Here is a 19,801-nt window from a genome sequence, read left to right as displayed (position 1 = left end):
TTGGAAAGCGCAGTAGCACATATCGAGCATATATCAACCTTTCACACTTGTGTAGTGGTTGCGCTGCCTTTGCTTGCGGCTATCATTAATTATATCATCCCCGGCAGGTATAAAGTGGCCGGTTGGATCTCTACTATCGCTATTTTACTGAGCGCGGTGTTCGCGGTAAGCATCTTCGCTCAAATATGGAACACCACTACCGTGCATACCCAAACCCTGTGGTTTACCATTGGCACTACTAAAGTTTACGCGGGTGTGCTCCTCAATAATCTTTCGGTATTGATGCTGGCGCTGGTATCCATAATCGCCTTGCCGGTGCACATCTACAGTATGGCGTACATGCACAGCGATGGGCGCTTTAACCGCTATTTCACTTACTTGAGTTTTTTTTGCTTCAGCATGCTGGCCCTTGTAGTGGTTGATAGCATGGTGCTGCTTTACGCCTTTTGGGAATTGGTAGGCTTTTCATCTTATTTGCTCATCGGTTTTTGGTTTACTAAAGATAAAGCAGTACAGGCCAATAAAAAGGCTTTCATTATGAACCGTATTGGCGACGTAGGGCTGCTATCGGCCATGATGATCTTCTTCGCGCAGTACCATACTTTCGACCTCGTGCAGCTTTTTGCCGCAGACGGACTGGTAGCGAAATCAGTTATACAAAACGGACTATGGGTAGCGCCAACCGGCAGCATACCTGTGTTTTGGCAATATGTAGCCTGTGCAGGCATCTTTTTAGGGGTAGCGGCCAAGTCGGCCCAGTTCCCGCTGCATACCTGGCTGCCCGACGCCATGGAAGGGCCAACCTCGGTTTCGGCATTAATACACGCGGCTACCATGGTGGCTGCCGGCGTGTTTTTGCTGGGCAGGGTGTACCCGGTATTTAATATCGATGAATTGACGGGCTTTGCCGTCATCGGTTGTTTTACAGCCTTTATGGCGGCAACCATCGCCCTCACACAAAACGATTTGAAACGGGTGCTGGCTTACTCAACCATATCGCAGTTAGGTTTTATGATCATGGCGATGGGGGTAGGGGCTTATGCCTCCTCACTATTCCATTTGGTTACACATGCCTTTTTCAAATGCCTGCTGTTTTTGGTAGCGGGTGTGGTGATCCACGAGATGCAGCACATTAAGCACGAAAACCATTTGGATATTGATCCGCAGGATATAAACCACATGGGCGGTTTACGTAAAAAGCTACCGGTTACTTTTATAGCCGCTTTACTGGGCGCGCTGGCTTTGGTAGGTTTCCCTCTTACATCAGGCTACCTGTCTAAAGACGGTATACTGATACAGGCCTTTGAATGGGCCGAAGGTAAAAGCGGTATACTGATACTGGTACCTGTGCTGGCCTTAATCACCAGTTGGCTAACCGCGTTCTATGTGGCCCGGCTTATTTTTAAGGTTTTCTTCGGGAAGTTCAGGTTACAGGAGAACAACCCTGATATCAAGATCCACATCAGCGATGGCGGCTGGAACTATAAATTGCCTTTGCTGTTTTTGGCTTTGTGTAGTTTGTTCGTAGTGTTCTCATTGCACCCTTTGCTTTATGAGCATGCCTGGTTATACAAGGCGTTTACACCATCAAACCTTCTGGAGCGCGAAAACCTGTACCATACTTTCATCCCGGCAACGGTAACTATTTTAAGCATAGGGGTAATGTTTGCCGCTTATAGTATTTACGGTAAACAAAGCAAATTCGCTTTTGCTCAAAAAGGCTTCCTGTTCCGCTTGTCGTTTAACGAGTGGTTTATTGATCGTGCTTATAAAAATATTGTTGTAAAGGCCGTGTTGCTGTTTAGTAAGCTGCTTTATTGGTTTGACCGTACCGTGATTGATGGCATAGTTGACCTGCTGAAATGGATAACTTTTTCACTATCAAATATTACCGCGTGGACCGACCGCTATATTATTAACGGCTTTTTATATTTGCTTACCATATTGGTTAGGCGTATTGGCAACCTGGTACGTAATTTCCAGGGCGGCAGGGTGCAGTATTATTTATATACCATGATAGCCGCCGTGCTGATAATGTTTATTTTAAAATTCCTGATCTGAGCCTGATGAACATATTATCGTTACTCATTTTTCTACCTGTTATTTTCGGAGCCGTCATACTGCTGATGCCATCGGCATGGCGCGGCGCTTTTAAATACATCACGCTTTTGGCTACGCTGTTACAATTGGGTATCAGTATTTACATCTACCTTAATTTTAAAACGGGTGCTGCCTTTGGCGGTATTAATAACGAAAGCCAGTTTCAGTTTGTACAAAAACTACCGTGGATAGGCCTCAATCTTGGTTCGGTAGGGCGTATGCAGATCGATTATTTTGTGGGGATTGATGGTATTTCAGTCACCCTGCTGGTAATGACGGCCTTGGTAATGGTAATTGCCGCTTTAGCATCCTGGGAGATAAAGAGTAACCTGAAAGGCTTTTTCGCCTTGTTCCTGCTGTTGGATATGGCGATTATCGGCGTGTTTTGCGCGTTGGATTTTTTCCTGTTCTACCTGTTTTACGAATTAATGTTATTGCCGCTGTACTTCCTGATAGGGATGTGGGGTGGTGTACGGCGCGAATACGCGGCGATCAAATTTTTCCTGTATACCTTGTTCGGTTCGGTATTTATGCTGTTGGTAATGGTGGGGCTTTATCTATCGGTTACAGATCCGGCAACAGGCAACCATACCTTCAATATAGTGCAAATGATGAACCCGGCGAACTATACCAATGGGGCTATATTTTCGGCGCTGCACCAGCAAACCATTATGGGTATGCCAGCACGTACGGTGGGTTTTGTGGTGCTGTTTATCGCTTTTGCCATTAAGGTGCCAACGGTGCCCCTGCATACCTGGCTGCCCGTTGCCCACGTGGAGGCACCAACGCCGGTATCTATTATACTGGCGGGGGTACTGCTGAAGATAGGCGGCTATGGTATCATCCGGATCTGTATGGGCATATTCCCCGAAGTGGCTACTTCAGGGGCTTTCTGGCTGGGTTTACTGGGTGTGATCTCCATACTATACGGCGCGCTCAACGCTTTGGCACAGCGCGATCTTAAACGCCTTATCGCTTATTCATCGGTATCGCACATGGGCTTTGTGCTGCTGGCCATTGCCTCGCAAACTGCCGAGGGTATCAGCGGCGCGGTAATGCAAATGGTGAGCCACGGCTTTTTATCGTCGATGCTTTTCTTCCTGGTAGGGGTGGTGTATAACCGCGTGCACGACAGGGATATTTATAACTTCAGGGGATTGGGCAGTGTGATGCCAAAATATACCGTTTTTGTAATGATCGCGTTTTTCGCGTCATTAGGTTTGCCCGGCTTTTCGGCATTTGTGGCCGAGGCATTTTCGCTGGCCGGGGTATTTAAATCGCCAACGGTAAACGGCTTGCTGCCTTATTGGATGGCTGTATGCGGCGCGATAGGTATCCTGCTGAGCGCGGCCTATTTCCTGTGGACATTGCAGCGCATGTTTTTTGGCACACCGCTGTTTAAAGGCGGCGAGGTGTGGCGTATAGCCCTGCAAGACATCAACCCGCGCGAAACCTTAACGCTGGTACCGCTGGCCATTATGGCCCTGGTGCTGGGTATAATGCCGTCGCTGGTTTTTGATAAGATAAATGATAGCGTGCTGGCATTGGTCAGCTATTTAAATAAATAATACCCTTTTTAATATTTTATTATGGAATAAAGCCTGATCGTGCATCTTCTGTTTGAGCAAACCATTAAACAGTTCATCAAACTAAACGATCATGTTAAAAAATCTATTAATCGCGGCTTGCCTGTTATTTATGCTAAAACAGGCAAATGCTTATGAAGGGCAAAAAGTAGTATCAAAAGTTCAAAAGGTTACCGTGTTTTTGAACAGTGCACAGGTAACACGTACAGCTATGGTTAACATTACTCCCGGTACATCAACATTGGTATTCGATAATATATCGCCCGATATTGACGTGCAGAGCATCCAGGTGCGGGCCGCGGGCGAGTTCAGTATACTTTCGGTAAAGCACGAGCTCGATTTTTTGAATACACAGCTTAAACAAAAAAATATAAGTGCTCTGCAAGAGCAGCAACAAACCCTTCGCGATCAGATAGACCTGCTCAACAGCCAGCTTTCCATTTACCAGGAAGAAAGCAATATGCTGCTCAAAAATCAGAATGTTACCGGGCAAAATAACGACTTGGATATTACGAAGCTGCGCCAGGCGCTGGAGTTTCAAACAGCACGCCTTACCGAGATAAAGAAGAAACAGCAGGCTATTAAAAATCAGATCAACGCGCTTAATATCGACCTGCAAAAATACGACAAGCAAATAGCCGAATTAAGCAAAGGCAATGTGAAGGCGAGCAGCAATGTGTTAATTACGGTATCGTTAAAAACGGCATTACAATCATTGTTTACATTAAATTATGTTGTGAAGAATGCCAGCTGGTACCCAACCTATGATATACGGGCGAAGGACGTAAAAAGCCCGATCAACATCGCTTACAAAGCCAACGTAGCGCAGCAATGCGGCGAGGACTGGAAAAATGTAAAGCTTACCTTATCTACCGGTAATCCTACAGTAAGCGGTAGTCAGCCCCAGCTACAGCCCAATTATCTCGACTTCGGGATGTACTTTGCCGCCCCCGCAGGCAGCATTACCCGTGTTACAGGTAAGGTGATTGACAGGGCGACAGGTACGGCGGTTCCGGGAGTGAGCATCAGGGTAAAAGGTACTTCAATAGGTTCTTCTACCGATGCTGTGGGTAATTACTCAATACAAATACCTGCCGGTAATAATTTGTTGGTTTATAGTTTTATCGGGTTCGAACCCCAGGAAATACCTGCCAATACCCCTCAGATAAATGTAACCCTTGTTGAATCTGTTCAGCAATTACAGGAGGTTGTAGTAGTTTCAGGGTATAGCAGTAACGATGGTGACAAGGCAGTAGCAACTACTCTTCAGGGTAAAGTAGCAGGTTTAAGAGTGACCAACACCATCCCGGTGCCTGTGCAGCAAACCGAAAATCAAACTAATATTGAGTTTAATATTGAAACACCGTATTCAATACCAAGCGATGGTAAACAATACCTTGTTGAGATCAATAACTTTGATATTAATGCCGCTTACCAATATTACGTGGCGCCCAAAATTAGTACCGATGTGTTTTTAACCGCTACCTTAACCGACTGGAATAAATACAATTTCCTATCGGGAGAAGCTAATCTGTATTTTGAGGGCACCTACATCGGCAAATCATTGATAGACACTTATTCCACCAATGATACGCTGAGTTTATCTTTAGGGGCCGATAAAAGCATCGCGGTTACCCGCACACTAAAAAAGGAACTTACCGAGAAGAAAAATAGCTCATCAACCCAAAAAGAAAGCCGCGACTGGCAAATTGCCATAAAAAACCGCAAAAATCAAGCAGTGAAGTTACTGGTTGAAGATCAGTTGCCGGTATCGCAAAACTCGGCTATTGAAGTGGAGGCGCAGGAGGTATCGGGTGCAAAATTGGATAAGCCTACCGGTAAGCTTTCATGGAGTTTTATGTTAAATTCGCAGCAGGATAAAAATCTGGAATTAAAATACCAGGTACGCTATCCTAAAAATCAATCTGTTATAGTACAATAATAATGCACGATCTGTCGCCATATCTTTCTGAGCAATTAACGTCTATCTGGAACGGCATACCTTATTTTATGCCCGAGATATACCTGAGCGCGCTGTTCATCATCGTATTGATCACCGATTTGCTTTTCGGTAAAAACTCAGAAAAATTATGCCGCATTATAGCTTTCACGGGGATACTGCTGGTTGCTTATAAAGACATCCAGCAGTATTCACTTGCCTCAAACGAGGAAGTGCAGATGCTGTTTAACGATATGCTGGTATTTAACCGTACCTCGGTAACGTTTAAACTACTTATCGACTGTGTATCGTTCCTGCTATTATTATATATGGGCTGGGATGATAAGCTCAGCGCGCACCCTAAGCGCCTGGCCGATCTGTATACCATTGTTGTAGGCTCTATTTTAGGATTGCATTTAATGTGCATGTCGGTAAACCTGCTGGCCATTTATTTATCCATAGAGATGGTGTCCATCGCCTCATACCTGATGGCTGCTTATCGTTCGGAAAGTAAATTTAGTGCCGAGGCGGGGATGAAGTATGTGCTGTTTGGGGCTGCGGCATCGGCTATATTATTATATGGTATTTCGCTGTTGTATGGTTTTACAGGCACGCTAAACATAGCCCTTGCCGATTTCGGTACACAGCTGGCCATGTTAAATACGGCGGGTATTGCCTTTGCCATAGTATTGGTATTGGTAGGGATAGGCTTTAAGCTATCATTTGTGCCGGTCCATTTTTGGGTGCCCGATGTGTATGAGGGCGCACCTACGCCGGTTACGGCTTACCTGTCGACAGTGCCTAAAATTGCCGCGTTTGCTTTGCTGGTTAACTTTTTGCCGTCGTTTATATTTTATGATAAGCTGGCCGTGTTCGATTTTAGGCTGGTGCTATCCGTTATAGGCGTGGTAACCATGGTAGCGGGTAACTTTGCCGCCGTATCACAAAACAATGTTAAGCGTATGCTGGCTTATTCAAGCATTGGGCATACCGGCTTCGCGCTGATGGCCATCGTTACTTTTTCACCGCAGGGATTGGCTTCGCTCATTTACTATTTGGCAGTATACGCGCTGGCTAACATAGCGGCTTTGGTGCTGGCCACCTATTTTGCCAATGCTACCGGTGCCGAAAAGATCAGCGACTATAAAGGTTTGGGCTTAAAATACCCTGTGGCATCGGTTTGCTTTGTAATTGTGCTGATATCCTTAACCGGATTGCCGGTAAGCGCCGGATTCACCGGAAAATTATTCGTTTTTTCGGCAGTGTATGGCGTTTATGAAACAAATCATAACGTATGGCTACTTATTTTACTTATTACGGGTGCTATAACTACGGTTGTTGCCCTGTTTTACTACATTAAAATTCCATTAAACCTTTTCCTTAAAAAGAAAGATAGTGCTATCCCGGTAGAAAAATCATTAAACAAAGCATTGGTTTTTTCAATAATAGCATCGCTTGTGCTTATTTTGCTCGGTATTTTTCCCGATTATCTGTATAGTTGGATATAAGTGTAGCGATAAAGCTTAAAAATTAAAAAATCATTACATTTTTTGAATTTTATATAATAAAAATCATATTTTCACGGCTCTTTTAGAACTTGTTATTTAAAAAGCTAATGAAACGCTTCTTCCCCTTCTCGGTAATTTTAGTTATATTATTATTAACTTTTATTTTTCCTTCTGTAGACTTAGACAATAAAGAGGTTTCGCATTTTGATAAGGCCGATATCGCCTGGATGCTGATGTCAACCGCGCTGGTTTTGATCATGACGCCCGGTTTGGCCTTCTTTTACGGCGGCATGGTCAACAAAAAGAACGTGATATCAACCATGCTGCAAAGCATCGTTTGTATGGTGATCATTACAGTGCTTTGGGGTATCTTCGGTTTCAGCCTGGCCTTCGGCGATAGCATAGGCGGGGTAATTGGTAACCCATCCACCTTTTTTATGATGAAGGGGATGCTGGGCACACGTACCTGGCCATCGGCACCAACCATACCGATATTGCTGTTTGCCATGTACCAGTTAAAGTTCGCCATAATTACCCCGGCGCTTATTACCGGTGCCTTTGCCGAGCGGATCCGTTTTAACTCGTACATTATCTTCCTGATACTATTCTCGATATTCATATTCTCGCCGCTGGCACATTGCACCTGGCATCCCGATGGCATACTTGCCAAATTAGGTGTGTTAGATTTTGCAGGCGGCACTGTTGTGCACATGTCGGCAGGTTGGGCAGCGCTGGCTTCGGCCTTGTACCTGAAACGGCGTAACGAGGCTAACCATGCCCCGGCGCGTATCACTTACGTAATGATTGGTACCGGTTTATTATGGTTCGGCTGGTTTGGTTTTAACGCGGGTTCGGCAATGGGCGCTAATCACTTAGCGGTAACCGCGCTGGCCACCAGCACTACGGCATCTGCCGCGGCAGGTGTTACCTGGATCTTTTTTGATATGCTGCGTAAAAAGAAACCATCGGCTATGGGCACCTGTATTGGCGCGGTAGTGGGCTTGGTAGCCATTACGCCTGCGGCAGGGTATGTATCGGTTCCGCATTCGCTGGCTATCGGTATCATCTCGGCACTGGTAAGTAATTTGGTGGTTGAGTGGCGTACCCGTACGTCTATTGACGATACACTGGATGTTTTCCCTTGCCATGGCGTGGGCGGTATGGTGGGTATGGTGCTTACCGGCGTGTTTGCCAACACCAACGTTAACCCGGGAATTGTTAATGGTAACGGTTTGTTCTTCGGCGAAACCAAGCTGTTCTTTATCCAGCTGATCGCCCTGGTAGGTACTTCGGTATTCGCTTTCTTTGGCTCCATGTTGCTGCTGAAGATCACCGATATGATATCGCCATTACGTGTAACCATTGAAGAAGAAATTGTTGGTTTGGATATCAGCCAGCATGGCGAAAAGCTGTAAACATATACAGGTAACTGCCAAACGATAAATAATCTAAGCCTCTTAAATGAGGCTTTTTTTATGACCGATATTTTGCATCTTAGGGCAAACTTTATCACTAATGAAAAGCATTTATGTAATTGGCATTCTGTTAACTTTTATTGCGTTTTCGTACCTGATAGCCACCAGGATCTTAACGTATTTTTATAACGAAAGTGAGTCGGGGAGTGGTTATAGCGTTGGTTTCGCCGTTAACTGGTGGGAAGTACTATCATTAATCGCGCTAATTGCAGTTATGATCTATCTTATAAAAAAATTCAGACAAGCTTAATATGGCACAGCCTTTTGTAACCAGATTTTCGCTGCCTGCCGCCTATCTCGAAAAGTACGAAATACAGCATGTTGGCGGCCCTATTCATAACGAACTATTGGTGCCGGCAGAGGATCTGGAAGAGTTTAATAACCATATAGTTGGTTTAATTGAGGTTACTAAATCATTTTATGCCTGATTTTCAATTACTAAAATGGAATTGTTACAAATTGCATTTTAGTACGCATTAATGACAATCGATATAGGGAGAGTTCATGATAAAAGTTTACCTTTGCCACCTCATTACAGATCATGAGCGATCAGATTAAACATGAATGCGGTGTGGCGTTTATCCGCTTAAGAAAGCCACTCTCTTATTACCAGCAAAAGTACGGTACTGCACTGTACGGCTTAAACAAGCTATACCTTTTAATGGAAAAACAACACAACCGCGGCCAGGATGGCGCAGGTGTTGCTACCATTAAACTGGATATTGAGCCGGGTAAAAGGTACATCAGTCGTCACCGTTCAATGGCATCAAATGCTGTGGCAGATATTTTTGAATACATCCAAAAGAAATTTGCGGATATACAAAAAGAAATGCCCGAAAAGCTTGCCGACGCCGAATGGTTGAAAGAAAATGTAAGCTTTACCGGCGAAGTGCTGCTTGGCCACCTGCGCTACGGTACCCACGGTAAAAACAGTATCGAAAACTGTCACCCGTTTTTAAGGCAAAACAACTGGAAAACCCGTAACCTCGTTATAGCAGGTAACTTCAACATGACTAATGTTGACGAGCTGCTGCAACAATTGTACGATTTAGGTCAGCACCCGAAAGAGAAGGCTGACACAGTTACCGTGCTTGAAAAAATAGGTCACTTTATTGATACCGAAAACCAGGGATTGTTTGACCAGTACAAACGCGAAGGTTTAGACGATAACATGGAGATCAGCAAGCTTATAGCCAATGATATGGATGTAGCTAAGATCCTCCGTAAATCGGCCAAAAACTGGGATGGTGGCTATACCATAGCCGGTATCCTGGGTCATGGCGATGCCTTTGTAATGCGCGACCCGGTGGGTATCAGGCCTGCGTTTTACTATTACAATGATGAAATAGTAGTTGCAGCATCAGAGCGCCCGGCTATTCAAACCGCTTTTAACGTACCAATTGAAGATATCAGGGAGATAAAACCCGGTCATGCGGTTATCGTTAAAAAGAACGGCGATTTGAGCGAAGAAATGTTCAGCGAGCCTAAAGAGAAAAAGGCATGTTCTTTTGAACGTATCTATTTTTCACGCGGCAGCGATTCTTCTATCTATCGCGAACGTAAACAATTAGGCCGCCTGCTTTGCCCGCAAATACTGGATGCCGTTGATCATGATGTAAAGAACACCGTTTTCTCTTACATTCCGAACACTGCCGAGGTAGCGTTTTACGGTATGGTTGAAGGCGTACATAAATACATTAAAAAATACCAGCGCGACCAGCTGCTTAACCGTGAGGATAAGATAACCGACGAGGAGCTTACCGAAGTATTAAAGCTTGCCCCGCGTGTGGAGAAAATAGCCATTAAAGACGTTAAACTGCGTACCTTCATCACCCAGGATGCCGACCGCAGCGAAATGGTGGCTCACGTATACGATACTACTTACGGCCTTATTAACAAAGGTGCCGATACATTGGTAGTATTGGATGACTCCATTGTACGTGGTACTACGCTTAAACAAAGCATCCTTAAAATATTAGACAGGTTAGGCCCTAAAAAGATAGTGGTAGTATCATCTGCTCCGCAGATCCGTTACCCTGATTGTTATGGTATTGATATGTCGCGTATGGGTGAGTTTGTGGCGTTTGAGGCAGCTATCAGCCTGCTGAAAGAAGCCGGCAAAGAAGATATTATCCTGAAAGCATATCAAAAAGCTAAAGACAGTTCGTTATTACCTAAAGAGGAAGTAGTGAACCACGTAAAAGCTATTTACGAACCGTTTACCGATCAGCAGATCTCTGACCGTATTGCGCAGATCATCACGCCTAAAGGCATTACTGCCAAGGTTGAAGTGATCTACCAAACGCTGGATAACCTACATATCGCTTGTCCGGATCATACCGGCGACTGGTACTTCTCGGGCGATTACCCAACCCCGGGCGGTAACAAAGTGGTAAACCGCGCATTCGTAAACTGGATGGAAGGCAAAAACCAAAGAGCTTACATGTAAGCCATACAAGAATTATATTTAAAAGAGGCATCATTTTATGGTGCCTCTTTTTTTGTGGTAAAGAATTTTCTCTTGCGCTCATTTATAATGAGTGCTTAAAAATGGAGTGGCGATTGCAATGCCTGGCAGGGTAGGGCGATGCAATCGCCATCCCATGTTAAGCACTGATCACAGATCAGCGCAATTGATAAGGGTTTTCTTCTCCGTCCGCAAACAGCTTCGGGCGAAAACGGGCAGGACTTTGGTGGCCAAGAGCGAAAAGGCGTGAGACGATGTGTGAAAAATCAAATAAAGGTTAGCCTGTCACCCTGAGCTTGTCGAAGGGTGCGTGGGTGATGGCCTCTGCGCAAATCCTTCGACAAGCTCAGGATGACCCATTTATTAGACATCATGGTAACGTAGCGAAGAATCTTCCTCCCTATACTAATCGGCAATCAGATGCTTCGTACCTCAGCATGACAGTGACGACTATAATATAACAATCGAAATAAACCTACGACCCCGCAGGAGGCGAGAAAATAAAGTGTGTAACCAACCTGTCGAAAAGGATAAACGAAGCGATGATGAGCGCTACGCCGGCCACCTGGTTAAGCTTGTGTACCAGTTTTACCGATATTTTGTCGCGAAGTTTGTTAGCATAAAAGGCTTTTGTGGTATCTAATCCGAACTGAACCACCAGAATTGTAAAGAACATGATGGCAATTTTCAGCTGACGGTGATGAACACCTTCGTGGTAAATGGTACTGGCGGTACCTATAACGGTGATCCAATGGAAGAGAATGGTAGGATTGAAGATGCACATCAGGAACCCTTTGAGGAAATAGCCGGTGCGCTTTAAGCCCGAGGGCGCGTTGTTATTATAGTTAACATCGGCCTTTTTAAACAGGTAATAAATACCGATGCTAAGTAATATGGCACTACCGATAACCCCGGCAATAGTTTTTGTATGTGGTGTAATATCAAATAGTTGCGAACCGAAAAGGATGGCCCCTACAAACACTACATCGCTGGATACAACGCCAAGTGCGAGATAAACCCCGGCATGGAATCCGCGCTCGATGCTGGTCTTAATTAGTGCGAAAAAGACCGGCCCGGTAATAAACGTGAGCACCAACCCTATCCCAATACCCGATATAATAGCTTCTATCATTAAACTTTAGCCTTAGGTTCAGTTTTGAAGTATGCGAATATGCAACTTTATCTGTTAAACAACGAAACTAATATATAGTGTTATATTAAATTTAAATCAATAACAGGATTTTACAAAAATTGATTTATGTTAGTGGTTTAAAAATCCTTTTAGTACAACCAAAAAATACAATGGAACAAAACAATTCTAAAAACTACGGGTCGGCATTGTACACGCTGATCACGGTGTTTTTCTTTTGGGGCTTCTTAGCTGCATCAAACGGCATATTTATCCCATTTTGTAAAACACACTTCAGTTTAACCCAATTCGAATCGCAACTGATCGACTTTACCTTTTACGGTGGTTACTTCATAGGTTCGTTGGTGTTATACTTCGCTTCGCAGGCCAGCCGTGTAGATATACTGAACAAACTTGGCTATAAAAATGGTATCATTTTAGGTTTGGTAATTTCGGCTATTGGCGCGTTGGGTATGGTTCCATCTGTAAATTCAGGTTCATTTGTACTTATCCTGTTGTCATTCTTTGTAATAGCCATTGGTTTCTCGTTACAGCAAACAGCGGCTAACCCGTTCGTTATTGCTTTAGGTCCGCCGGAAACAGGTTCAAACAGGTTAAACTTTGCAGGTAGTATTAACAACATCGGTGCCTTATTAGGCCCGGTAGTAGTAAGTGTTGTATTATTTGGTTCGGCTTCGGCAGCAAGCGCCGCGGCTGATGTTAAAATATCATCTATCAACAATCTGTATTTCATATTAGCCGGCTTATTCATCGCCGTTGCGGTATTCTTTTGGTTCTCTAACCTGCCAAAGGTTACCAGCGACGAAAAGATCGAATCAAGCTCAAAAGCGAACACACCATTGCTGATCATCTTTGTAGCATTCCTGATCATCCTTGCAGCTGATCCGCTGAGCGCTTATACTGCGGGTATATTACCAAGCGGAAAAGGTTTGGATCCGGCAGCCTTCGCGGCTTTAATATTAAGCGTTAAACCTTACTTTGTATACCTGGCACTGGCCATTATCGTTTTCACTTTAGTGGGTACTATAGTAGCTGCCGGTAAGGGCAAACAAGGCTGGGGTGCCATGCAATATCCACAGCTGATTTTGGGTATGATCGCTATCTTCACTTATGTAGGTACAGAGGTAACTATTCAAAGTAACATGGGTGCCTTATTAAAACAACCTGAATTTGGTGGTTTTGATGATTCGGCTATTGCACCTTACATTTCTTTGTACTGGGGTAGTTTAATGATAGGCCGTTTCGCGGGTTCTATCGGCGCGTTTAACTTATCAAAATCGGTTAAAAATATCTTGACTGTAATTGTTCCGTTTGTTGCCTTTGGTGTAATATTAATGGTGAATTACCTGAGCGGTGGTACAGTGGCTAACCTGTTGCCTTACGCCATTTGCGTACTGGTACTAATTGTAGCTTTCTTTATCGGCCAGCAAAAACCGGTGCGTACGCTTACTGTATTCGGTTTGTTAGGTGTTGCCTTTATGCTGATCGGTTTGTTTACCACAGGCACAGTAGCTACCTTCGCGTTCATCAGTGGTGGTCTGTGCTGCTCTATCATGTGGCCATCAATCTTCTCATTATCTATAGCAGGTTTAGGAAAATACACCAGCCAGGGTTCAGCGTTCCTGATCATGATGATTCTGGGCGGATCAATACTGCCTCCGGTACAGGGTATCCTGGCCGATAGCAGCCACAATGTAGTTCCGGGTTTAAGTGGTATCCACTTCTCATACATTGTACCGGCATTAGGCTTCGCTTATCTTGCATTCTTTGCCTGGAAAGTAAGCCGCGAGCTAATTAAACAAGGTATCAATCTTGACCACGTAGAATCTTCAGGCGGTCACTAAGATATTCGTATTAGGGCATTGGGTCATTGGTTAGTGAGTTTTCACTGACCAATGACCCAATCTCTTTTTATACCAGTGAGAAATGAGTAAAATTGCTGTTTGATAAATTAAGGTTTAAAGCTGACCATTCAACAACTAACTATTTTACTATTTGATACATTAAAGTTTTGCGGCTGACTACTGACCACTAACAATTCACCACTAACTACTGACCACATGAAACCCAGTTTCAATAACATATTCATGAATTTGGCTACTGACCTGGCCCGGCGTTCGCATTGTGTAAAGGCGCAGGTAGGGGCGGTGCTCACTAAAGACACCCGCATTATATCCATAGGCTATAATGGTCCACCGGCAGGTACCCATAACTGCGATGAAGAATGGCCTACAACAGGCTGCGCGCGTGATGCTAAAGGAAGCTGCTCACTCGCCTTACATGCCGAAGAGAACGCTATTTTATATGCGGTAAAGAATGGCGCCAACCTGGAAGGGGCAACGCTTTACACCACGTTATCGCCGTGTTTGCCATGTGCAAGGCTGATCTACTCGGCAGGTATTAAATATGTGCTGTACGATAAATCTTACGCGGCATACAAAGGCCTGCCCAGCGATGAGGGCGTTGATTTTCTGAACCGTTTCGGGGTTGTAGCCGTGAAGATAGATACCGGGATTACTGACCTGTAAAAGGCTTTATCTTGCCCAGGGCAAAGTCAAGCTGCTCGTCGGGAGTAAGATGGCTGTTGTCTAATATAATAGCGTCATCGGCCTGCACCAGCGGACTTTCCTCACGTGTGGTATCATCATGATCGCGCAGGGCAAGGTTATCAAATACCTCTTCCATCGTGATCTCCGGATTTTTTACCACCAGCTCTTTATAACGTCGTTCAGCACGGATCTGAGGGTCGGCTGTCATAAACAGTTTTACCTGCGCATCGGGGAATACGGTAGTGCCTATATCGCGGCCATCCATAATTATATTGATGGATTTACCCATCAGCTGCTGTTGCTTCACCATGGCATGCCTTACCTCGCGGATGGCGGCTACCTTGCTCACGTTTGATGCCACGTGCATCTCGCGGATCTCGTCAGATACATCTTCGCCGTTAAGTAATATATGGGCTTGCTCGCCTTCAGAGCGGAAGGTGATATGTACATTATCCAAAGCTTCTGTTACCTTTGCAGCATCAGTGGTATCAACCTGGTTGCGCAAAAAGTACAGGGTTACGGCACGATACATGGCGCCGGTATCAATATAAACGAAATGAAGTTTTTTAGCTAATGCCTTGGCAATGGTACTTTTGCCGCATGATGAATAGCCGTCGATAGCTACTACGATATTGTTGCTCATAGGCTACTAAGGTACAAAAAACAGTGTTTTTATCCTGATTTTATCACAATATCTTTGAAATGAATTTTACAAAAAACGACCTCCAGAAAGAGGTAAGCTATAAAACATCGCGCAGCGGGGGCAAAGGCGGGCAAAATGTAAACAAGGTTTCTACCAAGGTAGAATTGTTGTTCGATATAAACGGTTCATCACTTTTTACCGATGACGAAAAGACCCTGCTGAACCAGCGTTTGCAATCGCGCTTTAATAAAGATGGTTTAGTGCAGGTAGTATGCGATGAAGAACGCAGCCAATACCTGAACAAAGAAAAGGCCATTGAAAAACTGATCAACATACTCACCAAAGGCCTGCATGTTGCCAAGGTACGCAAGCCGGTTAAGGTTAGCAAAGCGGCAAAGGCCGCGCGCTTAGATAGTAAAAAGCAGCAATCCTCCAAAAAAGAAAGCCGCCGTAAAGTAACCGACGATTAATTGAAACGGTAGTACAATGCTGCAGTACCCCATTGGTGCGATGATTTCATCATCTCCTTAACATCGCGGGTATGGAAGGTGGCTGATAACTGCGCCATCCAACGGCTGCCGCCATAAGCCAGGCCGATCTGGTTGCTGATCATGATGTGTTTTGGCGTTAAGGTAACTTCGTTGGCATCATCGCTGTTTTTAAAGATATTGCCCTGCACGGTGGCATCATAAGCTACATAGTTAAAGAGCGGTTTGTAAAACAGGAACAGTTCATACTTATGCAAAGGTTCGGCGGTGCGGTTCTTAATAGCGGTACTTTGCGTGCTGTACGAGTTAAAAAGCTGGTTGAAATTACCAATCCTGAACATAGGGCCAACACCAATACCGTTAAAACCGGTACCTACATTAGCGTACGAGGTAAGGCTTACATCGGCATCGCCGCCACGGGCCAGCAGCCTGTTATATTCGGCCGAAAGATTGATCTGTACATTGTTTTTAACCTGGTATTGCCAGCCGTTCAATTCGTAAAAACCGAAGGTGTCGTGTATTACTTGCTGTGCCTGCCTGCCCAAAGCCGCCGGACCAACAACGCCCACCTGTGCGCCCAGTTTAAGGTTGCTTTCGTTTTTATAGAGTAAGTTAAGGCTCGATCCTAAATAAAGATAGCCTGCGAAAGGCCTGTCTATATAGCTTTTATCAGGCACCGAACCCGATATTGGGTTAAAGATCTTTTGACCGACCTCGATACCTAAAACCTTATTGGCGAGCGAAGTGCTTTCGGGAACGGTTAAAGCCTGGTTGTAATAAATGAATAAGCCGTTGGTGTAATACCTGTCTGATCCCTGCGCTAAAAATGAGTCGTTTTCCGATACGATACCAACTTCCTGCGTATGTGTTTGGGCAAAGGTGTTGTTAATACATAACAGCAACCCCGATAATATTAATAATTTAAGTTTCATTAGTTTATAAAAGTAAACATATATAAAAAGCCGAACAATTGTCCGGCTTTTAAATTTTTTAATTTGTTATGATTTGCCCATGACTTGTTTGTCTGTGGGGCATCCTGAGCTTGTCGAAGGATCGCGCGTAGAGGCCTCATTCACACACCCTTCGACAAGCTCAGGGTGACAGGCCATGCTCTATAGCACGTATTGCATCGAACTTAACACTACTGCAATCAATTCAAAACCGGCTTGGTTTCTTCAATCACTTTCAGGTCAAGTGGTTCGCTTACTTGCTCGTTAAGTAGTGCAAGCTTAATTACATCACGCATATCGGTAACGTAATGGAACTGCAAATCTTTGATATAGCTTTCCTTAATATCGAGTATATCTTTCTGGTTCGATTTACATAGGATGATCTCTTTAATATTGGCACGTTTAGCAGCCAGTATCTTCTCTTTAATACCACCTACAGGCAATACGCGGCCACGCAGCGTAATTTCACCTGTCATAGCTAAATGAGGTTTAATTTTGCGCTGGGTAAATGCCGAAGTAAGGGCAGTAAGCATAGTTACACCTGCCGATGGACCATCTTTAGGAGTAGCACCTGCCGGTACGTGAATATGCACATCCCATTGATCGAACAGTTTGGCGTTAATATCAAAGTAAGATGCATGCGCGCGCAGGTAAGCCATAGCTATAGTGGCCGACTCTTTCATTACATCACCCAGGCTACCGGTTAAGGTCATGCGGCCCTTGCCCGGACTTAAACTCGCTTCAATAAATAGTATGTCGCCACCTACGGATGTCCAGGCCAGGCCTGTTACCACACCGGCAACATCGTTACCTTCGTACAGGTCTTTATCGTAAATAGGAGCACCCAAAATGGTTTCAACGTCCTTTTTACTTACAGTTGGGTTGTATGGTTCTTCCATAGCGATGTTTTTAGCCACGCCACGTACTACCGAACCAATCTTTTTCTCTAAAGCACGTACGCCCGATTCGCGGGTATAATCCTCGATCACCTTCTCAATCACATCGTTCTTGATCACCACGTCCTTGGTTTTAAGGCCATGTGCTTCGCGTTGTTTTGGTACAAGGTGTTGTTTAGCTATCTCTATTTTCTCTTCAATGGTATAGCCGTTCACCTCGATGATCTCCATACGGTCGAGCAACGCAGGTTGTATAGAGCTTAAAGAGTTGGCTGTAGCGATGAACATCACGTTCGACAGGTCGAAATCCATCTCCACATAATGATCATAAAAAGTACTGTTCTGCTCCGGATCGAGCACCTCTAATAGCGCAGATGACGGATCGCCACGGAAATCGTTACCTACCTTATCTATCTCATCTAAAATAAATACAGGGTTAGCAGCACCGGCTTTTTTAACCGATTGAATAATGCGGCCCGGCATAGCGCCGATATACGTTTTACGGTGACCCCTTATTTCGGCTTCATCACGCACGCCGCCAAGCGCCATACGCACATATTTACGCCCTAAAGCCTTAGCGATAGATTTACCCAGCGAGGTTTTACCAACTCCCGGAGGGCCTACCAAACAAAGGATAGGAGCTTTCATGTCGTGCTTTAGCTTAAGCACAGCAAGATATTCTATAATACGTTTCTTTACCTTATCCAACCCGAAGTGGTCTTTATCCAACACCTTTTGGGCGCGTTTAAGGTCGAAATTATCTTTAGTGAACTCGTTCCATGGCAGGTCAAGCATCAGCTCAAGGTAGTTGATCTGTACCGAGTAATCGGCTGCTGCCGGATTGGTGCGGGCCAGTTTTTCAAGCTCTTTGCTAAAATGGTTTTTAACCTCAACGTTCCATTTCTTTTTAGCCGAACGCTGGCGCAGGTTCTCAATTTCCAGATCGGGAGAAGTTCCGCCCAGTTCTTCCTGGATGGTTTTCAACTGCTGGTTCAGGAAATAGTCGCGCTGTTGCTTGTCCAAATCAACACGTACCTTGGTTTGTATCTGGTTTTTAAGCTCCAGCATTTGCAGGTCGAGCGTTAAATGCTCCAGTACAATGTTGGCACGCTCGCGCAGGTTGGCAACTTCAAGCAATTGTTGCTTGGCTGCCATATCGGCATTCATGTTTGAAGCCACAAAATTGATGAGGAACGAAGTGCTTTCGATATTGCGGATAGCGATACCGGCTTCGCTCGGGATGTTTGGCGACAACTGGATAATGCTCATGGCCATGTCTTTAATAGACGATATCATGGCCTTAAACTCTTTATCCTCTTTTATTTTAGCATCGCGGAACGGCTCAATAGTAGCTTTTATGTAAGGCTCGCTTTGCAGCTCCTCGTTAAGTATAAAGCGTTTTTTACCCTGAATGATAACGGTAGTGTTACCATCGGGCATTTGCAGCATTTTTATAATGATGGCCACGGTACCCACCCTGTTCAGCTGATCAAAGGTTGGATCTTCAATAGCTACATCCTGTTGCGATACCACACCTATCATGCGGTCGCCTTTATTGGCATCACGTATCAGTTTAATTGATTTATCGCGGCCAACGGTAATAGGGATAACTACGCCGGGAAAAAGAACGGTATTGCGCAGGGGTAATATAGGTAACGATTCAGGCACCTCCTCGTTGTTCATCTCAGCTTCATCCTCTGACGACATCAGCGGGAAAAACTCAGAATCATCGTTGATGATAGGTAAAGTGCTCTTAAAATCAAAAGGATCGAAATTCATCAAATGTTATTTATATAATAAAAAGAACGACAAATTGTCACATTAAATATGAGACTAATGCAATATATTGCGCTCGTAAAATACGGTATTATATGTTTCAAGATACATGCCAGTATATTTATAGTATACGTAAAGTATTTGCATTTAGCTTCAATGTGTTGAAAACTAACGCTATGCGAAATGTGAGTTTAACGCAGGCTGTGTAATTAAATTACCATGTTGTGAAAAAAAGTCATGCTTTGTAAAAAATGCCTGCTTAAATTATTTTGCA

General features: G+C 44.4%; 15 protein-coding genes. 11 read left to right on the top strand and 4 right to left on the bottom strand.

Annotated features, from left to right (window positions below; translation table 11 throughout):
- From AC07NA_RS22940 to AC07NA_RS22905, 8 genes are all read left to right on the top strand, one after another.
- Nucleotides 1-2,061 (top strand): NADH-quinone oxidoreductase subunit 5 family protein, encoded by a 2,061-nt coding sequence (locus AC07NA_RS22940; RefSeq protein WP_494900085.1) that lies wholly within the window; start codon nucleotides 1-3, stop codon nucleotides 2,059-2,061.
- A 5-nt stretch (nucleotides 2,062-2,066) separates the two neighbouring features.
- A complete protein-coding gene (locus AC07NA_RS22935; protein ID WP_494900083.1) occupies nucleotides 2,067-3,668 on the top strand; it encodes a complex I subunit 4 family protein in 1,602 nt (533 codons plus the stop codon).
- A 91-nt stretch (nucleotides 3,669-3,759) separates the two neighbouring features.
- Nucleotides 3,760-5,628, top strand: coding sequence for a DUF4139 domain-containing protein (locus tag AC07NA_RS22930; RefSeq protein ID WP_494900081.1), 1,869 nt, complete (start codon nucleotides 3,760-3,762; stop codon nucleotides 5,626-5,628).
- Between the two features lie 2 nt (nucleotides 5,629-5,630).
- Nucleotides 5,631-7,133, top strand: a complete 1,503-nt coding sequence (locus AC07NA_RS22925; RefSeq protein WP_494900079.1) for an NADH-quinone oxidoreductase subunit N — start codon at nucleotides 5,631-5,633, stop codon at nucleotides 7,131-7,133.
- 107 nt (nucleotides 7,134-7,240) lie between these two features.
- Nucleotides 7,241-8,548, top strand: coding sequence for an ammonium transporter (locus AC07NA_RS22920; RefSeq protein WP_345213594.1), 1,308 nt, complete (start codon nucleotides 7,241-7,243; stop codon nucleotides 8,546-8,548).
- Between the two features lie 100 nt (nucleotides 8,549-8,648).
- Nucleotides 8,649-8,858 carry a hypothetical protein gene (locus AC07NA_RS22915; protein ID WP_494900078.1) on the top strand — a complete coding sequence of 70 codons (210 nt, stop codon included), beginning with the start codon at nucleotides 8,649-8,651 and terminating at the stop codon, nucleotides 8,856-8,858.
- 1 nt (nucleotide 8,859) lies between these two features.
- Nucleotides 8,860-9,036, top strand: coding sequence for a hypothetical protein (locus AC07NA_RS22910; protein WP_494900076.1), 177 nt, complete (start codon nucleotides 8,860-8,862; stop codon nucleotides 9,034-9,036).
- Between the two features lie 113 nt (nucleotides 9,037-9,149).
- Nucleotides 9,150-11,057 (top strand): amidophosphoribosyltransferase, encoded by a 1,908-nt coding sequence (locus AC07NA_RS22905; RefSeq protein ID WP_345213597.1) that lies wholly within the window; start codon nucleotides 9,150-9,152, stop codon nucleotides 11,055-11,057.
- Between the two features lie 493 nt (nucleotides 11,058-11,550).
- On the opposite strand, the gene AC07NA_RS22900 is transcribed toward AC07NA_RS22905, so the two are convergent.
- Nucleotides 11,551-12,207: a LysE family translocator gene (locus AC07NA_RS22900; RefSeq protein ID WP_345213599.1), complete on the bottom strand. Its 657-nt coding sequence runs from the start codon at nucleotides 12,205-12,207 to the stop codon at nucleotides 11,551-11,553.
- Nucleotides 12,208-12,377: 170 nt separating this feature from the next.
- On the opposite strand from AC07NA_RS22900, the gene AC07NA_RS22895 reads away from it, so the two are divergent.
- Nucleotides 12,378-14,069: an MFS transporter gene (locus AC07NA_RS22895; RefSeq protein WP_345213600.1), complete on the top strand. Its 1,692-nt coding sequence runs from the start codon at nucleotides 12,378-12,380 to the stop codon at nucleotides 14,067-14,069.
- Between the two features lie 216 nt (nucleotides 14,070-14,285).
- Nucleotides 14,286-14,753: a deoxycytidylate deaminase gene (locus tag AC07NA_RS22890; RefSeq protein ID WP_494900073.1), complete on the top strand. Its 468-nt coding sequence runs from the start codon at nucleotides 14,286-14,288 to the stop codon at nucleotides 14,751-14,753.
- On the opposite strand, the gene cmk is transcribed toward AC07NA_RS22890, so the two are convergent.
- A complete protein-coding gene (cmk, locus tag AC07NA_RS22885; RefSeq protein ID WP_494900071.1) occupies nucleotides 14,740-15,417 on the bottom strand; it encodes a (d)CMP kinase in 678 nt (225 codons plus the stop codon). The genes AC07NA_RS22890 and cmk overlap by 14 nt on opposite strands.
- 59 nt (nucleotides 15,418-15,476) lie before the next feature.
- Here cmk and arfB point away from each other — a divergent pair, with 59 nt between their 5' ends.
- On the top strand, nucleotides 15,477-15,887 hold the full coding sequence (gene arfB, locus AC07NA_RS22880) for an alternative ribosome rescue aminoacyl-tRNA hydrolase ArfB (protein WP_494900069.1): 411 nt from the start codon (nucleotides 15,477-15,479) through the stop codon (nucleotides 15,885-15,887).
- Here the strand turns inward: arfB and AC07NA_RS22875 are convergent.
- Together AC07NA_RS22875 and lon are read right to left on the bottom strand one after the other, a co-directional pair.
- Entirely contained in the window at nucleotides 15,884-16,837 is a 954-nt protein-coding gene (locus AC07NA_RS22875; protein ID WP_494900067.1) for a lipid A deacylase LpxR family protein, read from the bottom strand. The two genes, arfB and AC07NA_RS22875, sit on opposite strands and share 4 nt — an antisense overlap.
- A 218-nt stretch (nucleotides 16,838-17,055) precedes the next feature.
- Entirely contained in the window at nucleotides 17,056-19,530 is a 2,475-nt protein-coding gene (lon, locus tag AC07NA_RS22870; RefSeq protein ID WP_494900066.1) for an endopeptidase La, read from the bottom strand.
- Between the last annotated feature and the right edge of the window lie 271 nt (nucleotides 19,531-19,801).

The sequence above is a fragment of the Mucilaginibacter sp. GW821-FHT07G05 genome, assembly GCF_059418565.1.
This window is presented reverse-complemented; position numbering and strand designations above follow the sequence as displayed.